Annotated in this window: 17 protein-coding genes; 10 read left to right on the top strand and 7 right to left on the bottom strand. The window is 42.3% G+C overall.

Annotated features, from left to right (window positions below):
- Positions 1 to 118 precede the first annotated feature (118 nt).
- Positions 119 to 1621 carry a polysaccharide biosynthesis C-terminal domain-containing protein gene (locus U2P89_RS10555; RefSeq protein WP_322191378.1) on the top strand — a complete coding sequence of 501 codons (1503 nt, stop codon included), beginning with the start codon at positions 119 to 121 and terminating at the stop codon, positions 1619 to 1621.
- Positions 1622 to 1728: 107 nt separating this feature from the next.
- Positions 1729 to 3858, top strand: coding sequence for a S46 family peptidase (locus tag U2P89_RS10550; RefSeq protein ID WP_076930724.1), 2130 nt, complete (start codon positions 1729 to 1731; stop codon positions 3856 to 3858).
- A 207-nt stretch (positions 3859 to 4065) separates the two neighbouring features.
- Here the strand turns inward: U2P89_RS10550 and U2P89_RS10545 are convergent, their stop codons facing one another.
- From U2P89_RS10545 to U2P89_RS10530, 4 genes are all read right to left on the bottom strand, one after another.
- Positions 4066 to 4845, bottom strand: coding sequence for a ZIP family metal transporter (locus U2P89_RS10545; RefSeq protein ID WP_322191377.1), 780 nt, complete (start codon positions 4843 to 4845; stop codon positions 4066 to 4068).
- 47 nt (positions 4846 to 4892) lie between these two features.
- Positions 4893 to 5363: a hypothetical protein gene (locus tag U2P89_RS10540; protein ID WP_091907336.1), complete on the bottom strand. Its 471-nt coding sequence runs from the start codon at positions 5361 to 5363 to the stop codon at positions 4893 to 4895.
- A 45-nt stretch (positions 5364 to 5408) separates the two neighbouring features.
- Entirely contained in the window at positions 5409 to 6764 is a 1356-nt protein-coding gene (locus U2P89_RS10535; RefSeq protein ID WP_091907337.1) for an FtsX-like permease family protein, read from the bottom strand.
- Positions 6765 to 6829: 65 nt separating this feature from the next.
- Positions 6830 to 7468, bottom strand: a complete 639-nt coding sequence (locus tag U2P89_RS10530) for an ABC transporter ATP-binding protein (RefSeq protein ID WP_091907339.1) — start codon at positions 7466 to 7468, stop codon at positions 6830 to 6832.
- Between the two features lie 686 nt (positions 7469 to 8154).
- Between U2P89_RS10530 and U2P89_RS10525 the strand changes: the two genes are divergently transcribed.
- From U2P89_RS10525 to U2P89_RS10510, 4 genes are all read left to right on the top strand, one after another.
- The gene (locus U2P89_RS10525; protein WP_091907341.1) at positions 8155 to 8934 is read left to right on the top strand and encodes a patatin-like phospholipase family protein; all 780 of its coding nucleotides are present in this window, start codon (positions 8155 to 8157) and stop codon (positions 8932 to 8934) included.
- 287 nt (positions 8935 to 9221) lie between these two features.
- Entirely contained in the window at positions 9222 to 10901 is a 1680-nt protein-coding gene (ettA, locus tag U2P89_RS10520) for an energy-dependent translational throttle protein EttA (RefSeq protein WP_091907343.1), read from the top strand.
- A gap of 204 nt (positions 10902 to 11105) precedes the next feature.
- Positions 11106 to 12710, top strand: a complete 1605-nt coding sequence (locus U2P89_RS10515) for a DUF5686 family protein (protein ID WP_139298057.1) — start codon at positions 11106 to 11108, stop codon at positions 12708 to 12710.
- A gap of 101 nt (positions 12711 to 12811) precedes the next feature.
- Positions 12812 to 14965, top strand: coding sequence for an FUSC family membrane protein (locus U2P89_RS10510; RefSeq protein ID WP_322191376.1), 2154 nt, complete (start codon positions 12812 to 12814; stop codon positions 14963 to 14965).
- Between the two features lie 17 nt (positions 14966 to 14982).
- Here the strand turns inward: U2P89_RS10510 and U2P89_RS10505 are convergent, their stop codons facing one another.
- Positions 14983 to 15666, bottom strand: a complete 684-nt coding sequence (locus tag U2P89_RS10505; protein ID WP_019541133.1) for a response regulator transcription factor — start codon at positions 15664 to 15666, stop codon at positions 14983 to 14985.
- An 8-nt stretch (positions 15667 to 15674) separates the two neighbouring features.
- Positions 15675 to 17027: a sensor histidine kinase gene (locus tag U2P89_RS10500; RefSeq protein WP_019541132.1), complete on the bottom strand. Its 1353-nt coding sequence runs from the start codon at positions 17025 to 17027 to the stop codon at positions 15675 to 15677.
- A 230-nt stretch (positions 17028 to 17257) separates the two neighbouring features.
- Here U2P89_RS10500 and U2P89_RS10495 point away from each other — a divergent pair, with 230 nt between their 5' ends.
- Positions 17258 to 17452 carry a hypothetical protein gene (locus U2P89_RS10495; protein WP_019541131.1) on the top strand — a complete coding sequence of 65 codons (195 nt, stop codon included), beginning with the start codon at positions 17258 to 17260 and terminating at the stop codon, positions 17450 to 17452.
- A 416-nt stretch (positions 17453 to 17868) separates the two neighbouring features.
- Positions 17869 to 18048, top strand: coding sequence for a hypothetical protein (locus U2P89_RS10490; protein WP_019541130.1), 180 nt, complete (start codon positions 17869 to 17871; stop codon positions 18046 to 18048).
- 335 nt (positions 18049 to 18383) lie between these two features.
- On the opposite strand, the gene U2P89_RS10485 is transcribed toward U2P89_RS10490, so the two are convergent.
- Entirely contained in the window at positions 18384 to 19553 is a 1170-nt protein-coding gene (locus tag U2P89_RS10485) for an IS4 family transposase (RefSeq protein ID WP_322191375.1), read from the bottom strand.
- A gap of 126 nt (positions 19554 to 19679) precedes the next feature.
- Between U2P89_RS10485 and U2P89_RS10480 the strand changes: the two genes are divergently transcribed.
- Complete coding sequence (locus U2P89_RS10480) at positions 19680 to 20912, top strand: radical SAM/SPASM domain-containing protein (RefSeq protein ID WP_322191374.1); 1233 nt, start codon at positions 19680 to 19682, stop codon at positions 20910 to 20912.
- A 25-nt stretch (positions 20913 to 20937) separates the two neighbouring features.
- Positions 20938 to 22692, top strand: a complete 1755-nt coding sequence (locus tag U2P89_RS10475) for a TonB-dependent receptor (protein WP_322191373.1) — start codon at positions 20938 to 20940, stop codon at positions 22690 to 22692.
- The last annotated feature ends 43 nt before the right edge of the window (positions 22693 to 22735 follow it).

Here is a 22735-nt window from a genome sequence, read left to right as displayed (position 1 = left end):
TTGTGAAGATCCGGATTAGAAGTGAAGAAGATTGGAAGTCAAGAATTCATTTTTCACTATTCACTATTCGTTTTTCACTATTAATTTACAACCAGTCTTCAAAAATTATCGAGAAAATATGGCAGGAGGAATGAAATCGTTGGCAAAGGAGACTTTCTTCTATGGGATAGGAAGTGTCTTGCCTAAACTCCTTAGCTGGTTGTTGTCACTATACTGGGCATTCGCTCTGCCGGAGGTCTCCGATATCGGGGTGCTGACCAACTTTTATGCCTGGGTGGCACTTTTGCAGGTAATCCTCACTTACGGTATGGAAACCGGATTTTTCCGTTATGCCAATAAAGAGAATGACCCCGTGAGGGTCTTCTCCACCACCTTTATCAGTATTGCCTTCACAACATTGCTCTTTTTCCTGGCTGCACTGTTATTGTTAGAACCTGCGGCTTTCGCATTGGGAGGTGCGGCGATGAAGCCGCATTACCTGCTTATGCTGGTGATCATTCTCTGTTTCGACGTGTTGGGTGCTATCCCCTTTGCAAACCTCCGCTTTAAGAAGCGGCCTATCCGGTTTGCAGTAATCAAGCTCATCAATGTGGTGATGACCATCCTTTTCAACCTCTTCTTTTTCCTTGGCTGCCCTTGGCTGCAAACCCTGTTTCCTGATGCTTTTTCCTGGTTCGATATCAGTCGTGGTGTCGATTACGTATTGATCTCCAACCTTACCGCTTCTGTTATCCAATTCCTGATGGTGTCGCCGGAACTGAAGATCAGGTTTACATTCGACCGGGAATTATTACGCCGGATGCTGCGCTATTCTTTCCCTATCCTTATTCTGGGTGTGGCAGGTATATTGAACCAGACAGTGGATAAGATTATCTTTCCCTGGGTCTACCCCGACGAGGCTGCAGCATTTACACAATTGGGGATTTACGGACAGAATTTTAAGATCGCTGTCATCATGGTGATGTTCACCCAGGCCTTCCGTTATGCTTTTGAACCCTTTATATTCGCGAGGAACAGGAGTGCTTCCGATGATCGCCGGTCGTTCAGTGATGCGACCAAATTTTTCATCATTTTCGGATTGCTGATCTTTTTAGTAACGACCGGTTATATCGATATTATCAAGAAGCTGATCCCTGAAAATTATCATGTGGGGCTGAAAGTGGTTCCTATTGTCCTTCTGGGTGAACTCTTCTTTGGGGTCTATTTCAATCTCTCGTTGTGGTATAAACTCACCGATCAAACCCGGTGGGGAGCATATATGTCAATCTTTGGATTCATCGTCACCATAGTAATCAATATTCTTTTTATTCCCCGGTTTGGCTATATGGCTTGTGCGTGGGCTTCATTTATCGCCAACCTTGCCATGATGCTGGTTTCTTATTTCCTGGGACAAAAAAATTATCCTATCCCGTACAACCTCAGGTCGGCCGGATTTTTCTTCCTGCTATCGATAATCCTCTTCGCCGGGATTACACTGACATACAATAATATACCTGAATTATGGCTGCGATTACTGATCAATACGGTGTTGATCATGCTATATATCTTTGTGGTTGTTAAAAAGGAACTGCCTTTACGGGAATTGCCGGTGATTGGGAAAAAATTAAAAATTAAGAATTAAAAATTAAGAGCTAAGAAGTGACGAAGTCAGAAATTAGAAGCTAAGAATAATCTGGAATCTGAAATTTGGAATCTGAAATCTGGAATTTTGAAATTGAAAATAAATTTATGAAGAAAGTAGGTTTGTTGGTCGCGATATTTTTGGCGACGTTGACGGTGAAAGCCGATGAGGGTATGTGGTTGCTCAAGGAGTTGAACAGCGAGAGTGTTGCCCGTATGAAAGAGTTGGGATTTACTTTTCCCGTAGATCAATTATATGATGAGGATAATCCGTCGTTGAAAGATGCGGTGGTGATCTTTGGCGGAGGATGTACCGGCGTGGCGGTCTCCGACCAGGGATTGATATTTACCAATCACCATTGCGGATACGGGGCTATCCAGAAGTTGAGCGCGGTGGAGCATGACTATCTGAAAGACGGGTTCGTAGCGGAAAATCAGGCAGAAGAACTGCCTGCCGATGGCTTGACTGTGTCGTTCCTGAAATCGATGACGGATGTGACGGACCGGATCATGGCCCATGTACCTTCTGTTCTTAGTGAGATACAACGCGAACGGGCGATCGACTCTCTTTCCACTGCACTGATAGACGAATATGAAACAGATCCATTTACCCATGCCCGCATTGTCCCTTTCTATTCACGCAACAAATACTACGTTGTGCTATATGATCAGTTTCGTGATGTACGCCTTGTTACGGCACCTCCTTCTTCAGTCGGGAAATTCGGTGGTGATACCGACAACTGGATGTGGCCGCGCCATACCGGTGATTTCTCGGTATTCCGTGTCTATGCGGATAAAGATAACCGTCCGGCCAACTACAGTAGCGAAAATGTACCTTATCAACCTAAATATGTAGTCCCTGTATCGCTCGACGGCGTGACCGATGGAGATTACGCAATGACAATAGGTTACCCCGGCAGTACACAGCGTTACATGTCGTCGTGGGGAATCCGCCAGCGGATGGAGTCGGAGAACAAACCCCGCATCGAAGTGAGGGGAGCCAAACAGGATATCTGGTGGGATGCGATGACCAAAAATGATACCATCCGTATTAAATATGCCAATAAATATGCCGGCAGCTCCAATTACTGGAAGAACTCCATGGGAATGAACGAAGCGCTTACCAATCTGGAAGTGCTGCCCGAAAAGGAGAAGCTGGAAGCAAGATTGAAGGAGTGGATCAAAGGCAGTCCTGTCCGCCAGGCCAGATACGGCAGTACACTTTCCACACTGGAGAGTGCCTATACCGATTCCGGTGATCTGGCGCTTTATACCACCTATTTTCTGGAAGTATTTAATAACGGAATCGAACTGATACGTTTTGCCAATACCATCCTGCAATTCGACAGTGACGGTACCGAAGAGGACAAACAGGATTTTATCAACGACCGCTTTATCGAGTCGTATAAAAATTATGAACCGGCACTGGATAAGAAGGTACTCCCCACATTGATGAAACTCTATGCCGAACGTGTTCCCGAACAGTATCATCCTGATATCTACCAAAAGGTGAAGGACGAGTTCGGTGGGGATTATGAACAATATGCCGACTGGTTGTTTGCCAACTCCCGCTTCACATCGTTAGAGGAGTTGCTGGAACTGCTGAAGACGGCAGATACCCAGTCGCTCACCCAGGATCCGGCCATGGAACTGGCGTTGTCGACTGCTGATATGGGATATGAGTTGTCGGGACAAATGATGTCCTATTATGAGAAAATGCTCAGGGGTGAACGGGAATTTATGGCTGCCCTTATGGAAATGGATGCAGATAAGACTTTCTACCCCGATGCCAATTTCACCCAGCGTATGAGTTACGGGACAGTAGGGGGATACCAACCGCGCGATGCCGTCTGGTATGATTATTATACTACCTCGCAGGGGATATTGGAAAAACAGAAGCCGGGCGATCCCGAATTCAATGTGCAGGAATATATCCTGGATGCCATTCGTTCCGGCGATTTCGATCGCTATGGTGATCCGGAAGGACTAATGAGGGTTAATGTGTTGTCGAACAATGATATCACCGGAGGAAATTCCGGCAGTCCCGTGCTGAATGGGAACGCAGAACTGATCGGACTGGCATTCGACGGAAACTGGGAGTCACTCAGTGGAGACATCCTCTTTGAACCGGAAATGCAACGTGTGATCAGCGTGGATATCCGCTACGTATTGTACATGATCGATAAGGTGATGGGAGCATCCCATGTGATTGATGAGTTGAAAGTGGTAGGGAAGTGAAGAATGAAGAGTGAAGAGTGAAGAGTGAAGAGTGAAGAATGAAGAATGAAGAATGAAGAATGAAAAGTGAAGAAGTAAGCACTGGGAAATATAGAAATTTATAAGTATAAGAAGGCCCCTTATTGGTGTTGATTTACCAATAAGGGGATTTATTTATAAGGAAAGGTGAGGTGTTGATTTATGGGGAATAGGAGATTTTTAGCGAATTCAATGATGATGCCCGCTGTGCAGGCTGAGATAGTACATCAAACCTAAACCTGCCAGGATCACAATCAGATGTAACAACAAATTCCGTTTCGCGGTTTCTTTCAGAATTTCCGGTAACAGACTACCCGCGGCAAGATAAATAAATCCACCGGCTGCAACCGGTAATATGTAAGTAGATAAATGTCCTATGCGATGTCCCAGCCATAGTGTGAGAGCAGTCCCCAGAATGGCTGCACAGGCTATTCCAAAATTAAATAATAATGCTTTTCTTTTAGAAAATCCTGCACGGATCAAAATTCCGATATCACTCACTTCCTGAGGGATCTCATGCATAATAATGGCTAACGTTGTTGCCAGCCCCAATTCCGGCATCACCATCCATGCCGCACCGATCAGAATACCATCAGTGAAATTGTGAATTCCATCGGCATAGAGGCTCAGATATCCATAGGGCTTTATCCCCGATGTATGGCTCTTTGGATGCGTATGGGACTCGGTATCGGTATGGATATGTAATACCTGATCGATGATGAAAAAGAGTAAAAAGCCCGCTAGGATGAGCCATGAAGTAAGATAGACCGACGGAAGGTGAAAATAAGATTCGGGGACAAGATGAAAAAAGGCATTTCCCAGTAAAGCTCCTATGGAAAAGCAGATCAGCAATGGTAATATCTGTTTTAATACTTTGGTTTTAATGAAAAAAAGGAACGCCCCGACAAAAGAAAGCAGACTCACGACGAGCGTACTTAATAAAGCATATAACCCTATGTTATCCATCATTTTTTCAATTTTAAAATCAGTTCTTGGTTGTTTCAATCGGAAGTGGACTATCTTACGACCTTTACCAGTTCCGCATCTTTTAACAGATACATCAGGTGTTCCGGATCATCCCTGTTGATACTGAATATTCCTTTGACTTGTATATACCGGTCGGTGCGGACACGTTTTAAATCGTGGTGTCCCTCTTTTACAGATATTTCCATCACGGATTCAATTCCTCCCACACCGCAGAAAAAACACATGTAGGAAGGTGTTTCGGAGAGTGCGAAAATAGTCCCTTCCACGTCTACCGGCACATAAAATCCCTGTATGATAACAGTTCTGTTATCGAGGAATTCTATCTGCCTTCCGAATTCAGGCATCTGGTAATATCCCGAAAGGGAAGCTATGTATTTTTGAGACCATGTTACATCTTTCAGCATGTCCCAGGAAACGGTCTGCGGTTTCGGCTGTTGTGCATTTACAGGGAGGTAGATTGCGCACAGGAGAGAAAATAGAAAAATAGTTTTTGTCTTCATATGTTTTTTAACACTAAGGTTGTATGGAACATTTGTCTGTTCGTTTCATTCGCTAAGAGTTTTGGAGATATCTGTACGCATTGCTTTTATGGCAGGAATCAGTGCCGATAGCAATCCGATTATCAGTGAAACAAATAAAAAATAAAAATCGTTGATATTAAACCAGTGCTGCAAACTATAATGATAGTTGGTTTCAGTATAATATGAAACCAACAGCATGCCTAACCGGCTCAGTACCAGTCCTAGTAGATAGCCTATGAATGCGATGCTTATCCCTTCCAGTATAACAAGTGAAAACAGTTTATTACGGTTTCCTCCCATCGAACGGATGAGGGCAAGCTCATATCTGCGCTCTTTTAACGAGTTGAGCAACGAAATAAAAATGCTGAAAGCAGATATTATAATGATAAAGCCTGCGATAAGACGTATGGTATGCACTCCGACTCCCATCAACGAATACAACCGGTTTATCTCCAGTGCCGGCGATGCTGCCTGCATATTCGTGGAAGAGTTAACCAGCCGTGGCAGGGTGATCGCTCCCATCGGATTGGTATATTTAACCAGCAATAGGGTGATCTCTTTGTCATCGGCGCTATCGGGAGCGTGCTCATGATCTTGCTCATGTGCATCCGCATCTGCATCTGCATGCCCGTGCTCATCTGCATGCCCATGTTCGTGTTCGTCCGCATGAGTCTGGTCATGAGGATGACCGTGAGGTTCTTCCGCTTCTGTAACATGTGCGTTTTCGGACTCTATGTGTTCGTCATCGTGGTGCTCATGATGGTGTTCATGGATTTTCCACACACTCGCGATATTTGTAAGGATCAACTGATCGAGCACCGTCCCCGTTTCTTCGAAGATACCTGTTACAATATATTCGTGCTCATCGTGTGCATGTCCTGCTTCTTCTATAAAACCGTGCACACCCGTAAAGCTGTCTCCAATTTTTAATCCTGTCTTTTCCGCGACTTTTGATCCTATGTTTGCTTCAAAATCGGTTTTCCACAACATTCCTTCCTTCAACTGCCCATGATAAAGTTCCGGGAATGTCTGGTCGGTACCGACTATACGGAATCCACGGTAACTATCACCCAATGCCAAAGGAACCGCCTGTTTGATCAGGGGATTCTTTGTCAGTTCCAGGGCCTCCTTGTACTGTATATTTCCGGTAGGATGGTCGATATGGTAAATCCCCGCTAAAATAAGTTGTAAGGGACTCCCTTTCGCTCCCACTACAAGGTCGATGCCGGCCACGTTATTATTCAGTTGGTTTTCTATTTTCTCTGTTGTGAGAAACAGGAAGGAGATAATGGCGACACCTGTGGCAAATAAAAAAATATTCAATATGGAGGACAAGGGCTTTGCCTTGATTTGTTTCCGGTTCAGTGAAAATATATTCATGATGTAATGTGCATAAATTAAGATGAGACAATTCTTTGTCGTGGAGGGGTAGTCCCTGAAGAGTTTTATAAGAAAATCCTGTTTGGAAAATGATCCAGCAACCGTTTATCGTGGGTGGCGATCACAAGGCTTGCCTGCAGTTCCTCTGCTTGGCGTTTGAGTAGATTCAATGCCTCCTCGCAATTTTTGTCGTCGAGGCTCGATGTCGGTTCATCGGCCAGGATAAGGGCGGGCTTATTGATCACTGCCCGTGCAATCGACAAGCGTTGTAATTCTCCCTGGCTCATTTGTGACGGCTTGCTCTTTGCTTTGTCTTCCAGATTTAAAGAACGAAGCAGGTGGTTTATATCTTCATTTTCTGTTGTCAGATTATTTAGATACCGTGCTATCTGTAAGTTTTCAAATGCCGTCAGCCATTGTATAAAGTGCGGTTTCTGGTAGATGATCCCGATATTTTTTCCCCGGAACCGATCGGCTTCCTCGTTTTTTAACCGGATCGTATCGGTTCCCTGAACGGTAATTTCCCCTGAATCGGGTCTTAATAATCCGGCGATAAGGTGCAGAAAGGTTGTTTTTCCACAGCCCGACGGCCCCATGATGATGCAGTGATTCCCCGGGGCGCAATCGATATCGGGAAATGTGAATGCGACCAACCTATTATAGGAGAAAATCAAATTCCTTGTTATAAGTGCTTTATTATTCATTTTTATACAAAGTTTTTCTGAAACGGGCATGAGAATTGTTCTCACGCATGAACTTTTTTGTTAAGCTAATGTAATCAAAATAACATTCCCGGCACAAAAGTAGAATAATATTTTATAAATGCAATATTGTTTCATTTGATATTTTATTACATTTGCATTGTTTTGGCAAAGGTCAAACAAAAGTATATTAAAAAATCATCTTACAAAAGGAGAAAAAATAATTATGAGAGATGAACGAATACCGGTTACAGTCCTCAGTGGTTTCCTGGGATCCGGGTATTGTCCGCGTTAAAAGATCAAGATGAATAATGATAAGGAACACTTCAATAAGATAATCTAAAAAAGCGCCATTTTGTATTTCCATCGCCCGAACTTACGGGCGATGTATATGATAAATGATGAAGCTTACTATCACTTGTTCTTTCTTCTGTTGACGCCATATAAAATAGATAAATGACCTAAGGTTGTGTTTTTAAGCAAAAGGAATCAGCTCTTTTGTCGGATCAGGGAAAAGCTTTCAATGAAAGCGAAAGGGTGGCCTATAGAAATTCTTTGGATATTGTCTGAGCCGTGATTAAGCATAAATTTTCACTTCACAATATGGATTTTTTGTACTTTAGTACCGGATGATCCAGATACAGGGGATTAAAATAGATGAAAATTAGATATTAATATCTCTTATAATTATGCAGAAGGGTAAAAAAGTGGCTTTGGTTTTGGCAACAGGTGGTGCAAGAGGATTAGCTCATATTGGTGTTATAGAAGAGTTAATCAGACAAAATTATTCTATTTCTTCTGTCGCGGGTTGTTCAATGGGAGCTTTTGTGGGGGCCGCTTTTGCTTCGGGTTATTGGAATGAATGTAAAGAAGTCCTTTGCAATATTAACAGAAAGACTATTTTCCAATTCGTTGATTTCAGCTTAAGTCGGAAAGGCATTATTGGTGGAAGGAAAATGTATAAAAAGATGGAGCAAATATTTTCCGATACCAAGATTGAGGATCTGAAAATACCGTTTACTGCAGTTGCGACAAATATATTGAATCAACAAGAAGTTATTTTCAACCAAGGAAAAATTATTGATGCTTTACGGGCATCCATTTCCCTACCTTTTATCTTTAAACCGTATGAATTTAATAATATGTCTTTAATCGATGGTGGGTTATTGAATCCATTGCCGTTGGACAAAGTTTCTCGTACGACTGATGATATTCTGATTGGAGTGTCTGTAGGTGCAAAAAAGAATGTGCTGAAAACATACAATAAATTCTCTCTTTTGATGGACTCGGCTGCCATGATTGTTCAGACCAATATCAGAAAGAGCTGTATAGAGATTAAACCTGATCTTATGATTGAGGTTCCTGCGGGTGATTACAGTATCTTCAACTTTAAAAAATATACTGAATTGGTAGAGGAAGGAGCAAAAGCAACTCAAAAAGCATTACAAGCTTACTCTCTCCCCGTTTGACATAACAGAATAGTTCAATTTCATTAGTCATTTTGAATCGCTTTAGCTTCTAGATTTCCAATTCTCGTAACGGCATAATACAAACAAGTTTGTTTCTGTTCGTATTACTTAACGAAAATGTTCATTATCTTTGTGCTCCGTTTCAGATTTATGCCCAGTGGTTATTTGGTCCACAAGCCACGTGAATGAGGATTATGAATCAATCGAAACAAATCAAATCAGCAAATCAATTAGTAATAGTTATAAGTTGTTAGTAATTAATAATTTGTAATTTGTAATTAAATAATATGTCCGACGATAAAAAGATTATTTTTTCCATGGTTGGCGTGAGCAAAACGTTTCCGCCACACAAACAAGTATTGAAAGATATTTACCTCTCCTTTTTTTATGGTGCCAAGATCGGTATTATCGGTCTGAACGGCTCGGGAAAGTCGACGCTGTTGAAGATTATTGCCGGAATAGAGAAAGAGTATCAGGGTGAAGTAGTATCCGATAAAAGCTTCTCGGTCGGTTACCTGGAACAGGACCCTGCGCTGGATGCCAATAAAACGGTGATTGAAATTGTCCGTGAAGGTGTACAGCCTGTGATGGATCTGCTGAACGAATATGAAGAGATCAACCTGAAATTCGGACTTCCTGAGTATTATGAGGACGAGGAGAAGATGAATTCCCTCTTCGCCCGTCAGGCCGAATTGCAGGATAAACTGGATGCTGCCGACGCGTGGAATATAGATAACCGACTGGAACGGGCAATGGATGCCTTGCGCTGCCCTCCTGAAGAACAACCGGTACGTGAATTGTCGGGAGGTGAACGCCGTCGGGTGGCGCTCTGCAGACTGTTGCTGCAGGAACCGGATGTGTTGTTGCTGGATGAGCCGACCAACCACCTTGACGCCGAATCGATCGACTGGCTGGAACAACACCTTCAGCAGTACAAAGGTACAGTGATCTGTATCACGCACGACCGTTACTTCCTCGATCATGTGGCAGGTTGGATCCTCGAACTGGATCGGGGCGAGGGGATACCCTGGAAAGGAAATTATACCTCATGGCTCGAACAGAAGACCAAGCGGATGGAGCAGGAGGAGAAGCAGGTGAGCAAGCGCCGTAAGACGCTGGAGCGGGAGTTGGAATGGATCAATCTGGCACCCAAGGCACGCCAGGCAAAAGGAAAAGCGCGTCTGAACTCTTATGAGAGGTTGCTGAACGAGGATCAGAGGGAGCGGGAAGAAAAACTGGAGCTCTTTATTCCGAACGGCCCCCGGTTGGGAAATAAGGTGATTGAAGCGATAAACGTGAAAAAAGCATTCGGTGACAAGTTGTTATTCGATAACCTGAACTTTATGTTGCCGCCCAACGGTATTGTGGGGGTAATTGGTCCCAACGGTGCGGGAAAAACCACCCTCTTCAGACTCATTCAAGGGATGGAAACCCCAGATGCGGGAAAATTTGAGGTGGGCGAAACGGTGGTAACAGCTTATGTGGATCAGGCACACGAAGCCATCGACCCTGAGAAGACAGTTTACCAGGTCGTCTCCGGTGGTTCGGAATTTGTACGCGTAGGCGGAAAAGAGATCAATGCCCGCGCTTATCTTTCCCGATTTAACTTCTCGGGTGCCGACCAGGAAAAACTGTGCGGTGTACTGTCGGGTGGTGAACGGAACCGCCTCCATCTGGCACTGACACTTAAAGCAGGCGCTAACGTACTGTTGCTCGACGAACCGACTAACGATATCGATGTGAACACTTTGCGTGCATTGGAGGAAGGGTTGGACAACTTTGCCGGATGTGCCGTAGTGATCTCGCACGACCGTTGGTTCCTGGATCGTATCTGTACCCATATCCTCGCTTTCGAAGGCAATTCTGAGGTATTCTATTTTGAGGGTTCCTACAGCGAGTATGAGGAAAACAAGAAGATGCGACTCGGGAACGAAGAGCCGAAAAGGGTGCGTTACAGGAAACTGTGATGATTTAACGATTTGCTGATTTGGTGATCCTGACAAGTCGGGACAAGTAGTGCTGATTAGTTAAGTAGTGAAGAAGTTGAAAATTCATTTTTCACTTTTCATTTAAAAAGTCTTGGCTCTCTTAAGAAACAAAGGTTTCAACGTATTTTTTGAACGGTAAAAACGTTCTGGAATGCTTGGTTCTTGGTTTTAAAACCGGAGAAGATGAAAAAAATTTCAATATTATTGTTTTTCCTGTTTTTGATAAGTGCCGGTGTTTCGGTATTTGGACAAAACACGCTACTCAAAGGGGTGGTGACGGATGCAAAGTATCACACTCCGGTACCTTATGCAGCGCTCTTTATCCAGGGAACCTCTATTGGAACCGTAGCCGATAATACAGGAGAATTTTCGCTTTCTGTTCCCGATTCAATTACCGACAGGCGACTGATGGTCGCAAGGGAGGGATTCCAACTGATGTCCCTTTCTTTGGATGAGCACGAAACGGAGAGACTGATCGTGGCGCTGGAACCGGACGACTATGTGGATAGAGTTCGTGCGATACAGGATAGTATAGCCGTGAATTCAGGAGCCTTCGGTGCGTTTCTTGCCAGAGCGGTAAAGTTCGTGACAAACGACTGGATTCCGCTCGGAGATCCGGAAACTAACCGGTTCGACTTTGGAAGGATACAGACTATTCCCACTTATAACCCTATTGAAGGAATCCGGCTCAGGGCAGGTATTGCCTCCAATTCCAGGTTGAGTCCCCACTTTTTCGTGAAGGGATACCTGGCATATGGTTTCAGGGACCAACAGCTTAAATACCGTGGTGAGGCCATCTACTCATTCAACAAAAAAGCCTATCATGAGGATGAGTTCCCGAAAAACAACCTGAGATTGGTGTATGAAAACGATCTCTATTCTCCCGGGGATATGCATCCTTATGCCCTGAACGACCTGCTACTGATCACTTACAGGCGATCAAAGAATGAAGCGACCTATCGTAATTTTGCAGAGCTTAATTATGAGAGGGAGTATAAAAACGGATTGGTACACACATTCCGGGTGAGACGGTCACGGTTAGTCCCCCAGGGAAAATTGCAATTCGACCAGGATTTTGAAGAGGGCAAAGTCCTTACAAGGGGCGAATTAAATACTACCGATGTAGGTGTACTACTGCGCTATTCGGTGAGAGAGGCCTATCATCAGCAGAAACGGAAGAGAATACCTTTGGAGATAACTTCTCCGGTCTTTTTCCTTTCCCATATGATAGGTGTTGATGGTTTTATGGGTGGTGAAGTAGCCTATCACAGGTCTGAATTTTCAGCCCAGAAGCGTTTTTTACTGGGGAATGCCGGTCGTTTGGATGTGGTAGGAGAGGTGATGAAGGTATGGGATAAAGTGCCTTTCCCATTACTGGTGTATCCTAATCAACGGTACCGGTACCATATTGAGAATAACTTTTTTTTCCTGAACCGGCCATTGGAATTTGTGGCCGACGAGCAATATACGTTGCGGATGACTTTTGTGGGAGATGATCTGCTGTTGGCAAAAATGCCGGTCGCAGACATGTTGCAATTAAGGGAACTGGCCTCATTAAGGGTTGCCCATGGCCGGCTGAGTGATAAAAACAATCCGGCGGTTTCTCCGAGTGGACTGTACCACTTTCCATCCGTTTCACATCGATACGACGATGTTCCTTATGTGGAAGGAACCATCGGTATCACCAATATTCTAGGGCTTTTACGTGTGGAGTATGTCCATCGTTTTACCTATCGGGATCATCCTGATGCCCTTCTCGGTGCTTTTAGGGTAGATGTAACGTTATGATTTGTTAATGTGGTGATTTGATGATTTGTTAATGTTTGGTGTACCAATTAATTAGTCATTAGTAATTTGGTAATTTGTAATTGGTAATTTCCTACATAGATATGGTAAAAGATAAAGAGATGAGTAATGGAGTAGAACCGATAAAAGGTAGGATAGCCGACATTTGGATCAATACGTTCTGGAAAAACCCCGATCATTTGTGGGCATTGAAGGTGACCGTATCCATTGCTTTCCTGCTGATCCCCACCGAGTTGATATTCCATAACTCCTTTTTTGGTACGACTCTGGCACTGGGAGTGGTGGCGATGGCATTGGGAGAAACCGATGTGCATCCGAAAGGAAGGATCAAATCTTCCTCCATAGCGCTAATACTTTACGTAATTACCAGTAGTTTAGTGGCTATCTTTCTACCTCTGCCGGCCTGGTTTGCTATTGTGTTGCTTGTTCTCTCCTTTTCCCTCCTTTTGATTGGAGGTATCGATTCACGGATGCAGGGAGTTACTTTCGGGACAATGCTTATTTTGGTCTATTCCATGCTGGCGGCTGAAAACAGTGAAAAATGGTATTATCTCCCCCTGTTTTTCACCCTTGGAGCCTTTTGTTATGCCGTGATCTCTATCCTGCTACTTTACTTCAGGCCTTATCGGCTATTGCAACAACAGCTTGCCCGTGGGTTTCACTTCCTGGCAGAATATATCGACCTGAAGGCAAATCTATTCCCCAGCGATCCTCAGGTACAAAAAGTGATCAGGACCCAACTGGCACAAAAAAATATAAATCTGGCGCAACAGATCGAAGCATGCAAGAACGATCTTTACAGCTATTCGGAAGAATGCAGTCCTGAAGCACTTCCGGTGGCGGATCATTACTATCGTCAATGGTTTTTGTTGCAGGCCATGCAGGAGAGGGCCATATCGAGCCATGAGCAGTACGATTTATTATCGCGCCAGGTGAAAAATACTGATTTGCTGGAAGGATTCGGAAAGCTGATGAGGGAGATTGCAGCGGCAGTTCGTCTCTATGCCGACTCCCTGCTGACCGAACGACCTTACAGGCATCCATTCTCGTTGAAATGGACGATAACGGCGCTACGGGCAATGCTCGATGCGGAGAAAGACGAACCCTATTATCTTACTTTGTCGTTACTGCTGAGAAACCTGACGGGATTGGAAGAAAATCTCCGGGAGAATGAAAAAACCATCGACCAGATAGATGTGACGGTCTTTCATTCCCGGAAGCCGGAGAGAACCGGTTTGAAGTCACTGTTGCATGCCACTCATCCCCGTTTTCGCTTTGCAGTGAGGCTTACCTTGTGTTGGATGGTGGGATATGGGATCATGCTTTATTTGAATTTCGGAAAGGGTTCGTGGATACTGATGACATCGCTGATTGTCGTCCAGCAAACCTATAGCGCCACGCGTATCCGCCTCTTTCACCGTGTGTTCGGTACCTTGCTGGGAGTTGTTGGAGGGGTCGCCCTGGCACAACTGCTGCCCACCACTCCGGGACAGATACTCTTGTTGCTCACCTCCATTTACTTCTTCTTTTACTGGCTGAAGAAAAACTATACGATCGCTGTCGTCTTTATCACTATCTTCGTGCTGGCAGCTTTCAATTTGCTTTCTAACCAGGGTGTGGCCGTAATGATACCCCGTATCATCGATACACTGGTGGGCGGCGCGCTCGCCTATCTGGCTGTACGCTTTATCTGGCCCGATTGGCAGTATAAGCAGCTCCCGGGGCTGATGCTGAATGCGGTGGCAAAAAACAGGCGTTATTTCGAGAGCATCTATGACGGTTCCGTCTCCGAGGAGGATTATCTTCATAACCGGCGTACCGCTTACAATGCCGACAACGCCTTGACTTCCGCCTGGAAATGGATGCGGCTGGAGCCCAAGAACAGGCGCGGGTATCAGGATAAGGCTTTTAACCTCACTAACCTGAACCATGCCCTGCTGTCCTATATCTCCGCTTTCGGTGTCCATAAGTCGGCCGGCGACCTGTCGGAAAAAGAACTTGATTTCTGCCGTGATGTGAGCGATGTACTCCGGCTGGTTTCGGAGATGTTAACCAACAACGCCGATGAAAAGCAGATTGAGGACAGTTTCCGGAAAGCAAACTGTTGGGACGAACAGATCGACAAGATGATGGATGATGCCGGAAACCACAGGGTAAGGCTTATCTACAATATCGCCCATGTTTCACGTGAGTTGCTGGCAGAGGCAAAAGGGATTGTGAAACTGTATGAGGTATAATATGTTTTTTGAAAAAATCACAGATCAATAATTAGCAGATATCCTCTATTTTTTACGGTTTGAATATGTATACAGGGATCGTTTCCCAATATCTTTCTCAATCTGGAGACCAGATTGTTCATGGATGCTTCGGTTTCGGAATATTCTTTTCTCCATACTTTTCCCGACAGTGTTTCATAAGATATTACGTTATCCCTGTTTTGTACAAAAAACAATAAAGTCTCAAATTCATGAGGGCTCAATTGCTTTACCGGAGTTGCCCGATAACGCAATTCCCTCGTTTTAACGTTTAGAGAATAGTCACGGCCTATCTGAATGCCTGAATGATCCTCTCCGGGATGTGCAAAACGGTCAATGAACACTTTTAATTCCTCCATGTCGAACGGTTTACGGATATATCCTACGCCACCGGTACGTACCCCCCGGGCCACGCTCTTGGTATCGGTATGCGAAGAAATAAACAACACCGGAAGCGACGGATAGATTTTAAGAATATCTTCGGCACATGTAATGCCGTCCTCTTCACCGATCTCCACATCCAATACCAGGATGGAGGGTTTGAACTCTTCAATGATACTATTGATGCCGGCAAGCGAATTTTGAAAATGTACCTTGTAGCCGTCAGCGGCAAGCGCTGTGCTTACCAGATTTCCCAGGTCGGTATCATCGTCAACCAGTATCACTTTAATGGGATCTGTCATAATAAAAATTATTGAGATAAGATGATCGTAAAAGTACTGCCTTTTCCCGGTGAACTTTCCAGGGTGATCTTTCCTTTATGCGCATTGACCACCTGTTTTACAAAAGTCAACCCGATGCCGTGGTCTTTTAACGTGGAACCCGTACCGGAGCGGTAAAATTCCCTGAATACTTTTTTCCGTTCTTTTTCTTCCATCCCTTTACCGTTATCGGTAAAAGTAAGGATTGCCTTGCCTTTGGTTGTTTCCGCGGTGATCCTCACCTCGGGCTTTTCACCCGAATACTTTATGGCATTATCGAGCAGGTTGCGTACGCAGCCGTCAAAATAAACCGGGTCGGCCTGTATCGTTACTTCCGTTTCCGGTTCAATGGAACAGGCGATTTTTTTATCGGCATACACCACCTCCAGTTCTTGTATTATTTCGTTGCACCGCCGGGAGAAAGGGTAAGCAGCGGGATCTATTTGCAAGACGTTATTTTCGTTTTTTACGGTCGTCAGCAATACGCCAATCTTGTCCGAAAGATATTTCACCCTTGTTTTCGCGGTGTGCAGCATGTTTTTCTTTGCGGCAAGCGGTTCATTTTTTTCAAATATCCCCAGCATGGTATACACATACGAGAGGGGTGATTTCAGGTCGTGCACAATGCCGCTCACCGCCTGTGTGTGTGCTTCCAGCGCTTCTGTTCTTTTCTTCAGCTGCATCAGTTGGTACAGCACAAGCAGGGAAATAAGCACGACCGCTACGGCCGAAAGCGTTGTAGTGGAGCGCAGCCGTTGTATATACACCGCCGGTTTGAACACTACGTGAGCCATATAGCGGTAAGTTCCGGTCTCTCCTAACGGAATATTTACGGTAATACCCGTATCATTATTTTTTAAGACTGTATGGGCTTTCCTGTCCGCATGTAATTCGCGCATCACGGAGTCGTTCATAAGCAAACTCATGGAATAGTCCGCGATTTCGGGATAATGTATAAATTCTTTTCTGAAGAGGGAGTCGATAGGTTCCAGCGGTATTTTGTTATCATGCAATAACTCTTCGGCAAAGGCGCCTACCAGGAAATTGCCCAGGTTTTTATCCGACCGGTACTCTTTGGTATCGAAAGAGCCCCTGATAATTCCTCCCGGAGGTAGGCTAGAAGGATCGAGAGGAATAAGTTCGAAGCTCTGTCTATTCGCATCTCCTTTTTTACTTAATTCCCGGGAAAGGCAGAACGGCACAATACTTCTTAAGCTGTGCTGCAAATCTGTTTCAAAGCGCTCTTTGTCGCGTATCATCAGTTGCCTTACCCACACTATCTGTGATACAATGAGCAAGACTATTGCCAATAAGGATATGATGAGCAGCAAATATTTTTTCATGACTCGTTTCATACACAATTATAGCACCTTGTGCAAATTTAAAAAGAAAAACAGGAATACAGATGTGCCATATAAAGTAAAACACACACAAGAAGGAGGAATATTAGTTAAAAAAGCATAATAGTGTTTGTTTTGTTAGATTGGTTAGACAAATGTTAGAGATTTGTTAGAAACGGTTCCAAAAAAAGGCTCCAACTTTACTCCATTAAAGAACTATTAAAGAATAACGTATGAAGAACCGGAAAACAAGTATCGATCACATGTGCATGCCATGTGCCGATGTATTACAGAGTGCAGCTATGGCACAACTAAAAGGAGGTACGACAAGTGCTGAAGAAGAGTATGACATAGTTTATATTGACGGAAAACCCTATTTGGTTAGAAGAAACAGTGCAGGACAAATTATTGAAATGAAACCGCTTTAGTAAAGACAAAAACCAACGACGGTAAAACGGATTCAGAACCCGGGAAGCCTAATACTAAGGGCCAAAAAAGGCCGGTAGCAGGAAAAAAGCCTTCCCTTACCAGGAAAGCGAACAACCAAATTGAGACCAATCAACCCTGATGTTTAACTAAACCTACAAGAAAAGGCACTGCAAAGTTAACACAACACACGGTAATTTCAAACACCCAGGGGTTTGGGTATAACAGATTTTTACCGGAAGCCGCCGGGACAGTGAAGGGAAGTAGCTAAGAGGCGAAAAAAAACAGTATGTTTGTGATATGCTCGATAAGATATGCCTCGTGAAGAGATATAACTATCTGATGAAATTTTAGTGAATAATAATCGGAAGTCATTCCGAAAAACGAGATAAGTATAAAAAATTAAAAAAATATAATTATGAATACTTTAATGACTTTATCAATCGACATTATAGATCAGTTAAACGTGGATGAAATGATGCTTTTACATGGTGGCTCTGGAGCTAGTGTTGCTGCTGTAAATAACGGTGACGGAGTTTGCTATGGTGGCCCAAATAATGGCAGTGGCACATGCAAGCCTATAGAGCAAGCTGAATAATTGATCGATGAAAATGAACCGGTAAAGCAAGGGAAAATCCCTTGCTTTATTGCCTTATGGATAATTTGTCCCCGCAATTATTTATTCACTACAAACAGATATTTATTAAATAATGGATAACTGAATGTAATGTCAAAGTAGAGAAATAAACAAAGAATCGAAGATACGAAATGAGAATTAACGGTATACCCATTTATATAAGTATATCAGCAAAATAAATAGAATAGAAATGAAAAAGAATTTTTACTTGTTTCAAGAGGAAATCTCGCCACAAATTTATTTGCATTACAATTCTTTTAGCAATGAATTTCTTTTATTGAATCACTACTGGACACTTAGATCCAGTTGATTTTTAATTGTTTATAATCGAGCTCTTTGACATTTTTGTAATCGCAATTCGTAAGTATCTCTCTTATAGGAGTTTTGTCCAGTAGGGAGATGCTGAGTATTTGCAGAATTTCGTAGATTGGACGCTCAACTTTCAATTCGTAACCAATCGAGGCTACCAGACAGTAAGCGATGATAGCACAATATAATTGGATTTTAACGGCGTTGATGGTCGTTCCCCAGAAGCTTTTTACTTTCAGGTGTTGTTTTATCCATTTGAAGAACAACTCAACCATCCAGCGCTTTTTATACAGTAGCGCTATCTCGACGGCCGTCAAGTCCATGTTATTGGTTATAAAAACGAAGATCCTGCCCAGTTCGACGTCGTGATACTTGATTCTGCGCAGTTTGCCGGGATAATCCTTTTGCTGGTAGAATCCCTCCAGTTTCCCGATCTGGTCGCATTGCACACCCGTCGACTTGTCAACTTCCCGGGAATACATCCTACGGAACTTGAAGTTCTTCTTGGCCCGCGTGACAAACCAGGCTTCGGACTCATTCACCCGGTACAACCTGTCAAAGTCCACGTATCCGCGGTCGAAGATATAAAAGCTCCCGGATTCATAATGAAGATAATCCATCGCATTCATATCATTGACCTTTGCACTGGTGATCAACACGAAAATCGGAATGGAAGTCTTCAGGTCATACAATGTATGCAACTTGATGCCTCCCTTGTGCTTGCGGAACTCCGCCCACCAGAAGACACTCAGGCACAGGTCGATGGTGGAGGAGTCAAAGGCATAGACGTTCCCGTCCACCTTGACTTCAAAGTCCTCCCTGTAATGACTTTGACGGGCCTTGTCCATCATCACATAGGCAAAATCCTCAAAGATTTTATAGCTACGGTTACGATTGGCTTTGCCCAGATTTGTCCGGGTTACGCTTGCCCCCAGTCCCAAATGGTAATATTTGGATTGATGGGCTTCCAAGCTCAACATCAAGTCCCGCATACTGTCACGGGCTGTCAATTGTCCAAAGATCATGCATAGCATCTGGTTCCAGCAGGTGAAACTTCGGACTTTCTTGTTTCCATCGTGCCTGGATACGATATGGTCAAACACCCTACGTGGTAGAAATTCTGTAAGCTGTGCGAAAATATATTTGCCTTGATTCATGATTTTTACTTTTGGGCAAAGTAAAATATAATCATCGCATTTCAAATCGTCACACAACTAAAATTTCTCAAAACTGCGATCTACAAAAGATTTCAAAGAACTATTTTTTTATTTAAGTGCCCACTAATGTTATTGAATAAAACTAAACATGAGATTTTCAATAATTATAATTGTGAGGATATTGAGAAATTTGATAATTCTCTTTATAATAAATTATTAGAGAATTATTTCATTGTTCCCGATGATTTTGATGAGTTTGAGGTAGTGAAAAACCTAAAAAGACAAATGCAATATAATTCCAATATGTATCAGATTATGATAAATACAACCTTGGATTGTAATTTGAATTGTTGGTACTGTTATGAAAATCGAATTTCAAAGAGCTATTTAAATGAAGACACAATAAAAGCGATTAAAAAAAACATTGAATATGAATATCAATCAGCAAGATATAATACCTTAAAGGTTTCTTTCTTTGGAGGAGAACCTTTACTTTATTTTGAAGGTGTAAAAAAAATACTGGATTATGCCAAAGAATTCTGCGATAATAAAGAGATCGCTCTTACTACTGAATTCACAACGAATGCAACCTTAATAAATGAAGAAAAGGTGGATTATCTAAAAAGTTTCAATTCATCTTTTCAAATAACACTCGACGGCGACAGGAAAGTCCATAATTCAATCAAAAAGGATATTCTAAATCCATCAACAGATACCTACCAAAAGACAATAGAAGCTTTACGTTTGATTAACTCTAAAATACCAAATCGAGGAGTGGCAGTCAGAGTTAATTTTGATAATCGAGCCTTAAGAAAAATCGATGAAATTATAAATGACATTGATTTCATGGATAGAAAATCAACATTTGTAATTTTAAAAAAGGTATGGCAAATTCCAACTAACAAAGTTGATAGAGAGCTTCTTCACTCGGCTATTCAAAAGTTTTTCGATAAGAAATTTTTACTCGACTACTATATTATGCCTAAAGGGTATCTATGTTTTGCAGAAAGGCAAAGACATACATTATTCAATTACGACGGTAAAGTATTTAAATGTTCAACCGTCTCATCTTTTGATGAAAAAGAATCACTTGGAAAATTGAATTTTGAGACTGGACAAATAAAGTGGGATTTAACCAAGATGGCAAATTGGTTCAAGGACATTACTCAAAAAGAATGTGAGGAGTGTAAATGGTTTCCAGCATGTTTTGGTCCATGTAACAAACAATTGCTAGCTAATACAGGGAAATTTATATGCACCTTTGATTCTATGAACATGGATTCCAAGGAGTATCTAATGTATTCTTTTAAATACCATTTACTAAAAGAGGAATTAAATCAAGTCGCACACCAGATTTAAAAATATTGGATATAAATATATTCTGATGAAAAATATAACCCTTATAATGTCATTTCTTATACTCTCTCAGTTGATGAATGCCCAATATTCATTCTCGGGTAAAGTTACAGATAAAAATAATCAACAACTGGCAGGAGTTCAAATAATTCTGTCGAAGAATGATTCACTATTTGCAGTTAGTCTAACTAATGAGCGTGGACAATTCAGCATTGGAAATCTCCCAAAAGCTGAATATTCATTACAGATATTATATCCTGGTTTTACTCCTATCGAAGAACAAAGAGATATCTTTAAAAATATAAATGCTGAATTTGTATTAGTTGAAGAAATGGATATTGAATTGGACGACGTTATCATAACGGCTGATCCAACTAATTTAGTGAGAAGAACGGCTACTGGTGAAATTTTCTACCTTTCAGAAAGTGCAAAAAACAGTGGAGATCCATATCGCGCTTTACGTGAAATTCCAAGATTAAATGTAAATGAATCTTTACAAACGGTAAGCATGATAGATGGAGGTAAATTATTGGTGCTGATTGATGGTAAAATTATTAACACCGGAATTACTCCCATTGATCCTAAAGATATTGAATCGGTTGAGGTTATTGATGTAGTAAGTGCACGTTATATGAGAATGGGTGTGAAGAACATACTTAACATTAAACTAAAACCCAAACGTGAACCATACCAATTCTTCCAAACAGCAACAAGACATGATGTTCCTTTGAGATATAGTATGGGTGTGGTTTATTTTGAAGTTGGCAATCCAAAATATTCGTTATATGGAAGAGGAGCCCTAGACAGAACAGTTAAAGATGATAGTGAATTCAGTACATGGCAAAAAGATATTGATTACTTTAAAGAGAGTGCTGGAGATTCACAAACCAATAACAAAGTAAGTATAGGGGAACTATTGTTTAAATGGAGTGTAACCGAAAACGATTATATAGCAGCTCATGTTTATGGAAAATGGAATGACAAGAATACAAAAACTTGGGGCGAAGGTATTTTTGATCGGGATCAAAAGGAGAATTTCTCCTTGACATCTGCCGATAATAATGTAGCTGATATCAAAACAGCAAGTTTATATTATAAACACGATTTTACTCCTGAAAAGACCCTGGAAGCTACTTTGGCATATAATAAAAACAGTGATAACAACAAAGGAGAACGATCCGAGACTTACCCTCATGATTTATACAATAATCTATTCGAGTATAGGAGTGATCGTTCTTCTGCTAACCTTAATATTGATTATTCATGGCAGTGGAATAAAGTAAACAGTTTAAATATCGGTAGTGCGACCAACTATATTAATGATAATATCAATAAGATTAGCGATAATGTACCAGTCTTTCACCATAAAGCATGGAATGAATACCTATATGCCACTTTTAGTAGTAAAGCGGGTAATCTTCTTTATATGGTTTCGGCGGGATTAGAAAGTATCATGTTAAAAGCGGGTGAATCTTCGAATCAGTATGTAAGGCCACGCGCATCATTAAGTGGAACATACAGAATCAACTCCAATAACTCTACGAGATTTAGTTATACTTTAACTAACCAGACACCAAACGTCGGACAATTGAATCCGTATAATACTTCGACTGATCCTCTAGTCATAATTAAGGGAAATCCTAAACTTCTGCCGGAGCAAACTCATAAGATAGAAGCATCTTATACTCTTAACACAAAAGGATTTTATTTTACACCATCCATTACTTATAATCTTTCTAACGATATAATTGAACCTTTTGGATATAAAGAAAATCACTACTGACCGGATAAAATTTCAGAAAAAAATGGGGCTACCGCCTCAAGGT

It is taken from the genome of Proteiniphilum sp., assembly GCF_034331125.1.
GTDB lineage: Bacteria > Bacteroidota > Bacteroidia > Bacteroidales > Dysgonomonadaceae > Proteiniphilum > Proteiniphilum saccharofermentans.
Note: the sequence above shows the minus strand (reverse complement) of the source record. Positions and strands in the feature narration are given on the sequence as shown.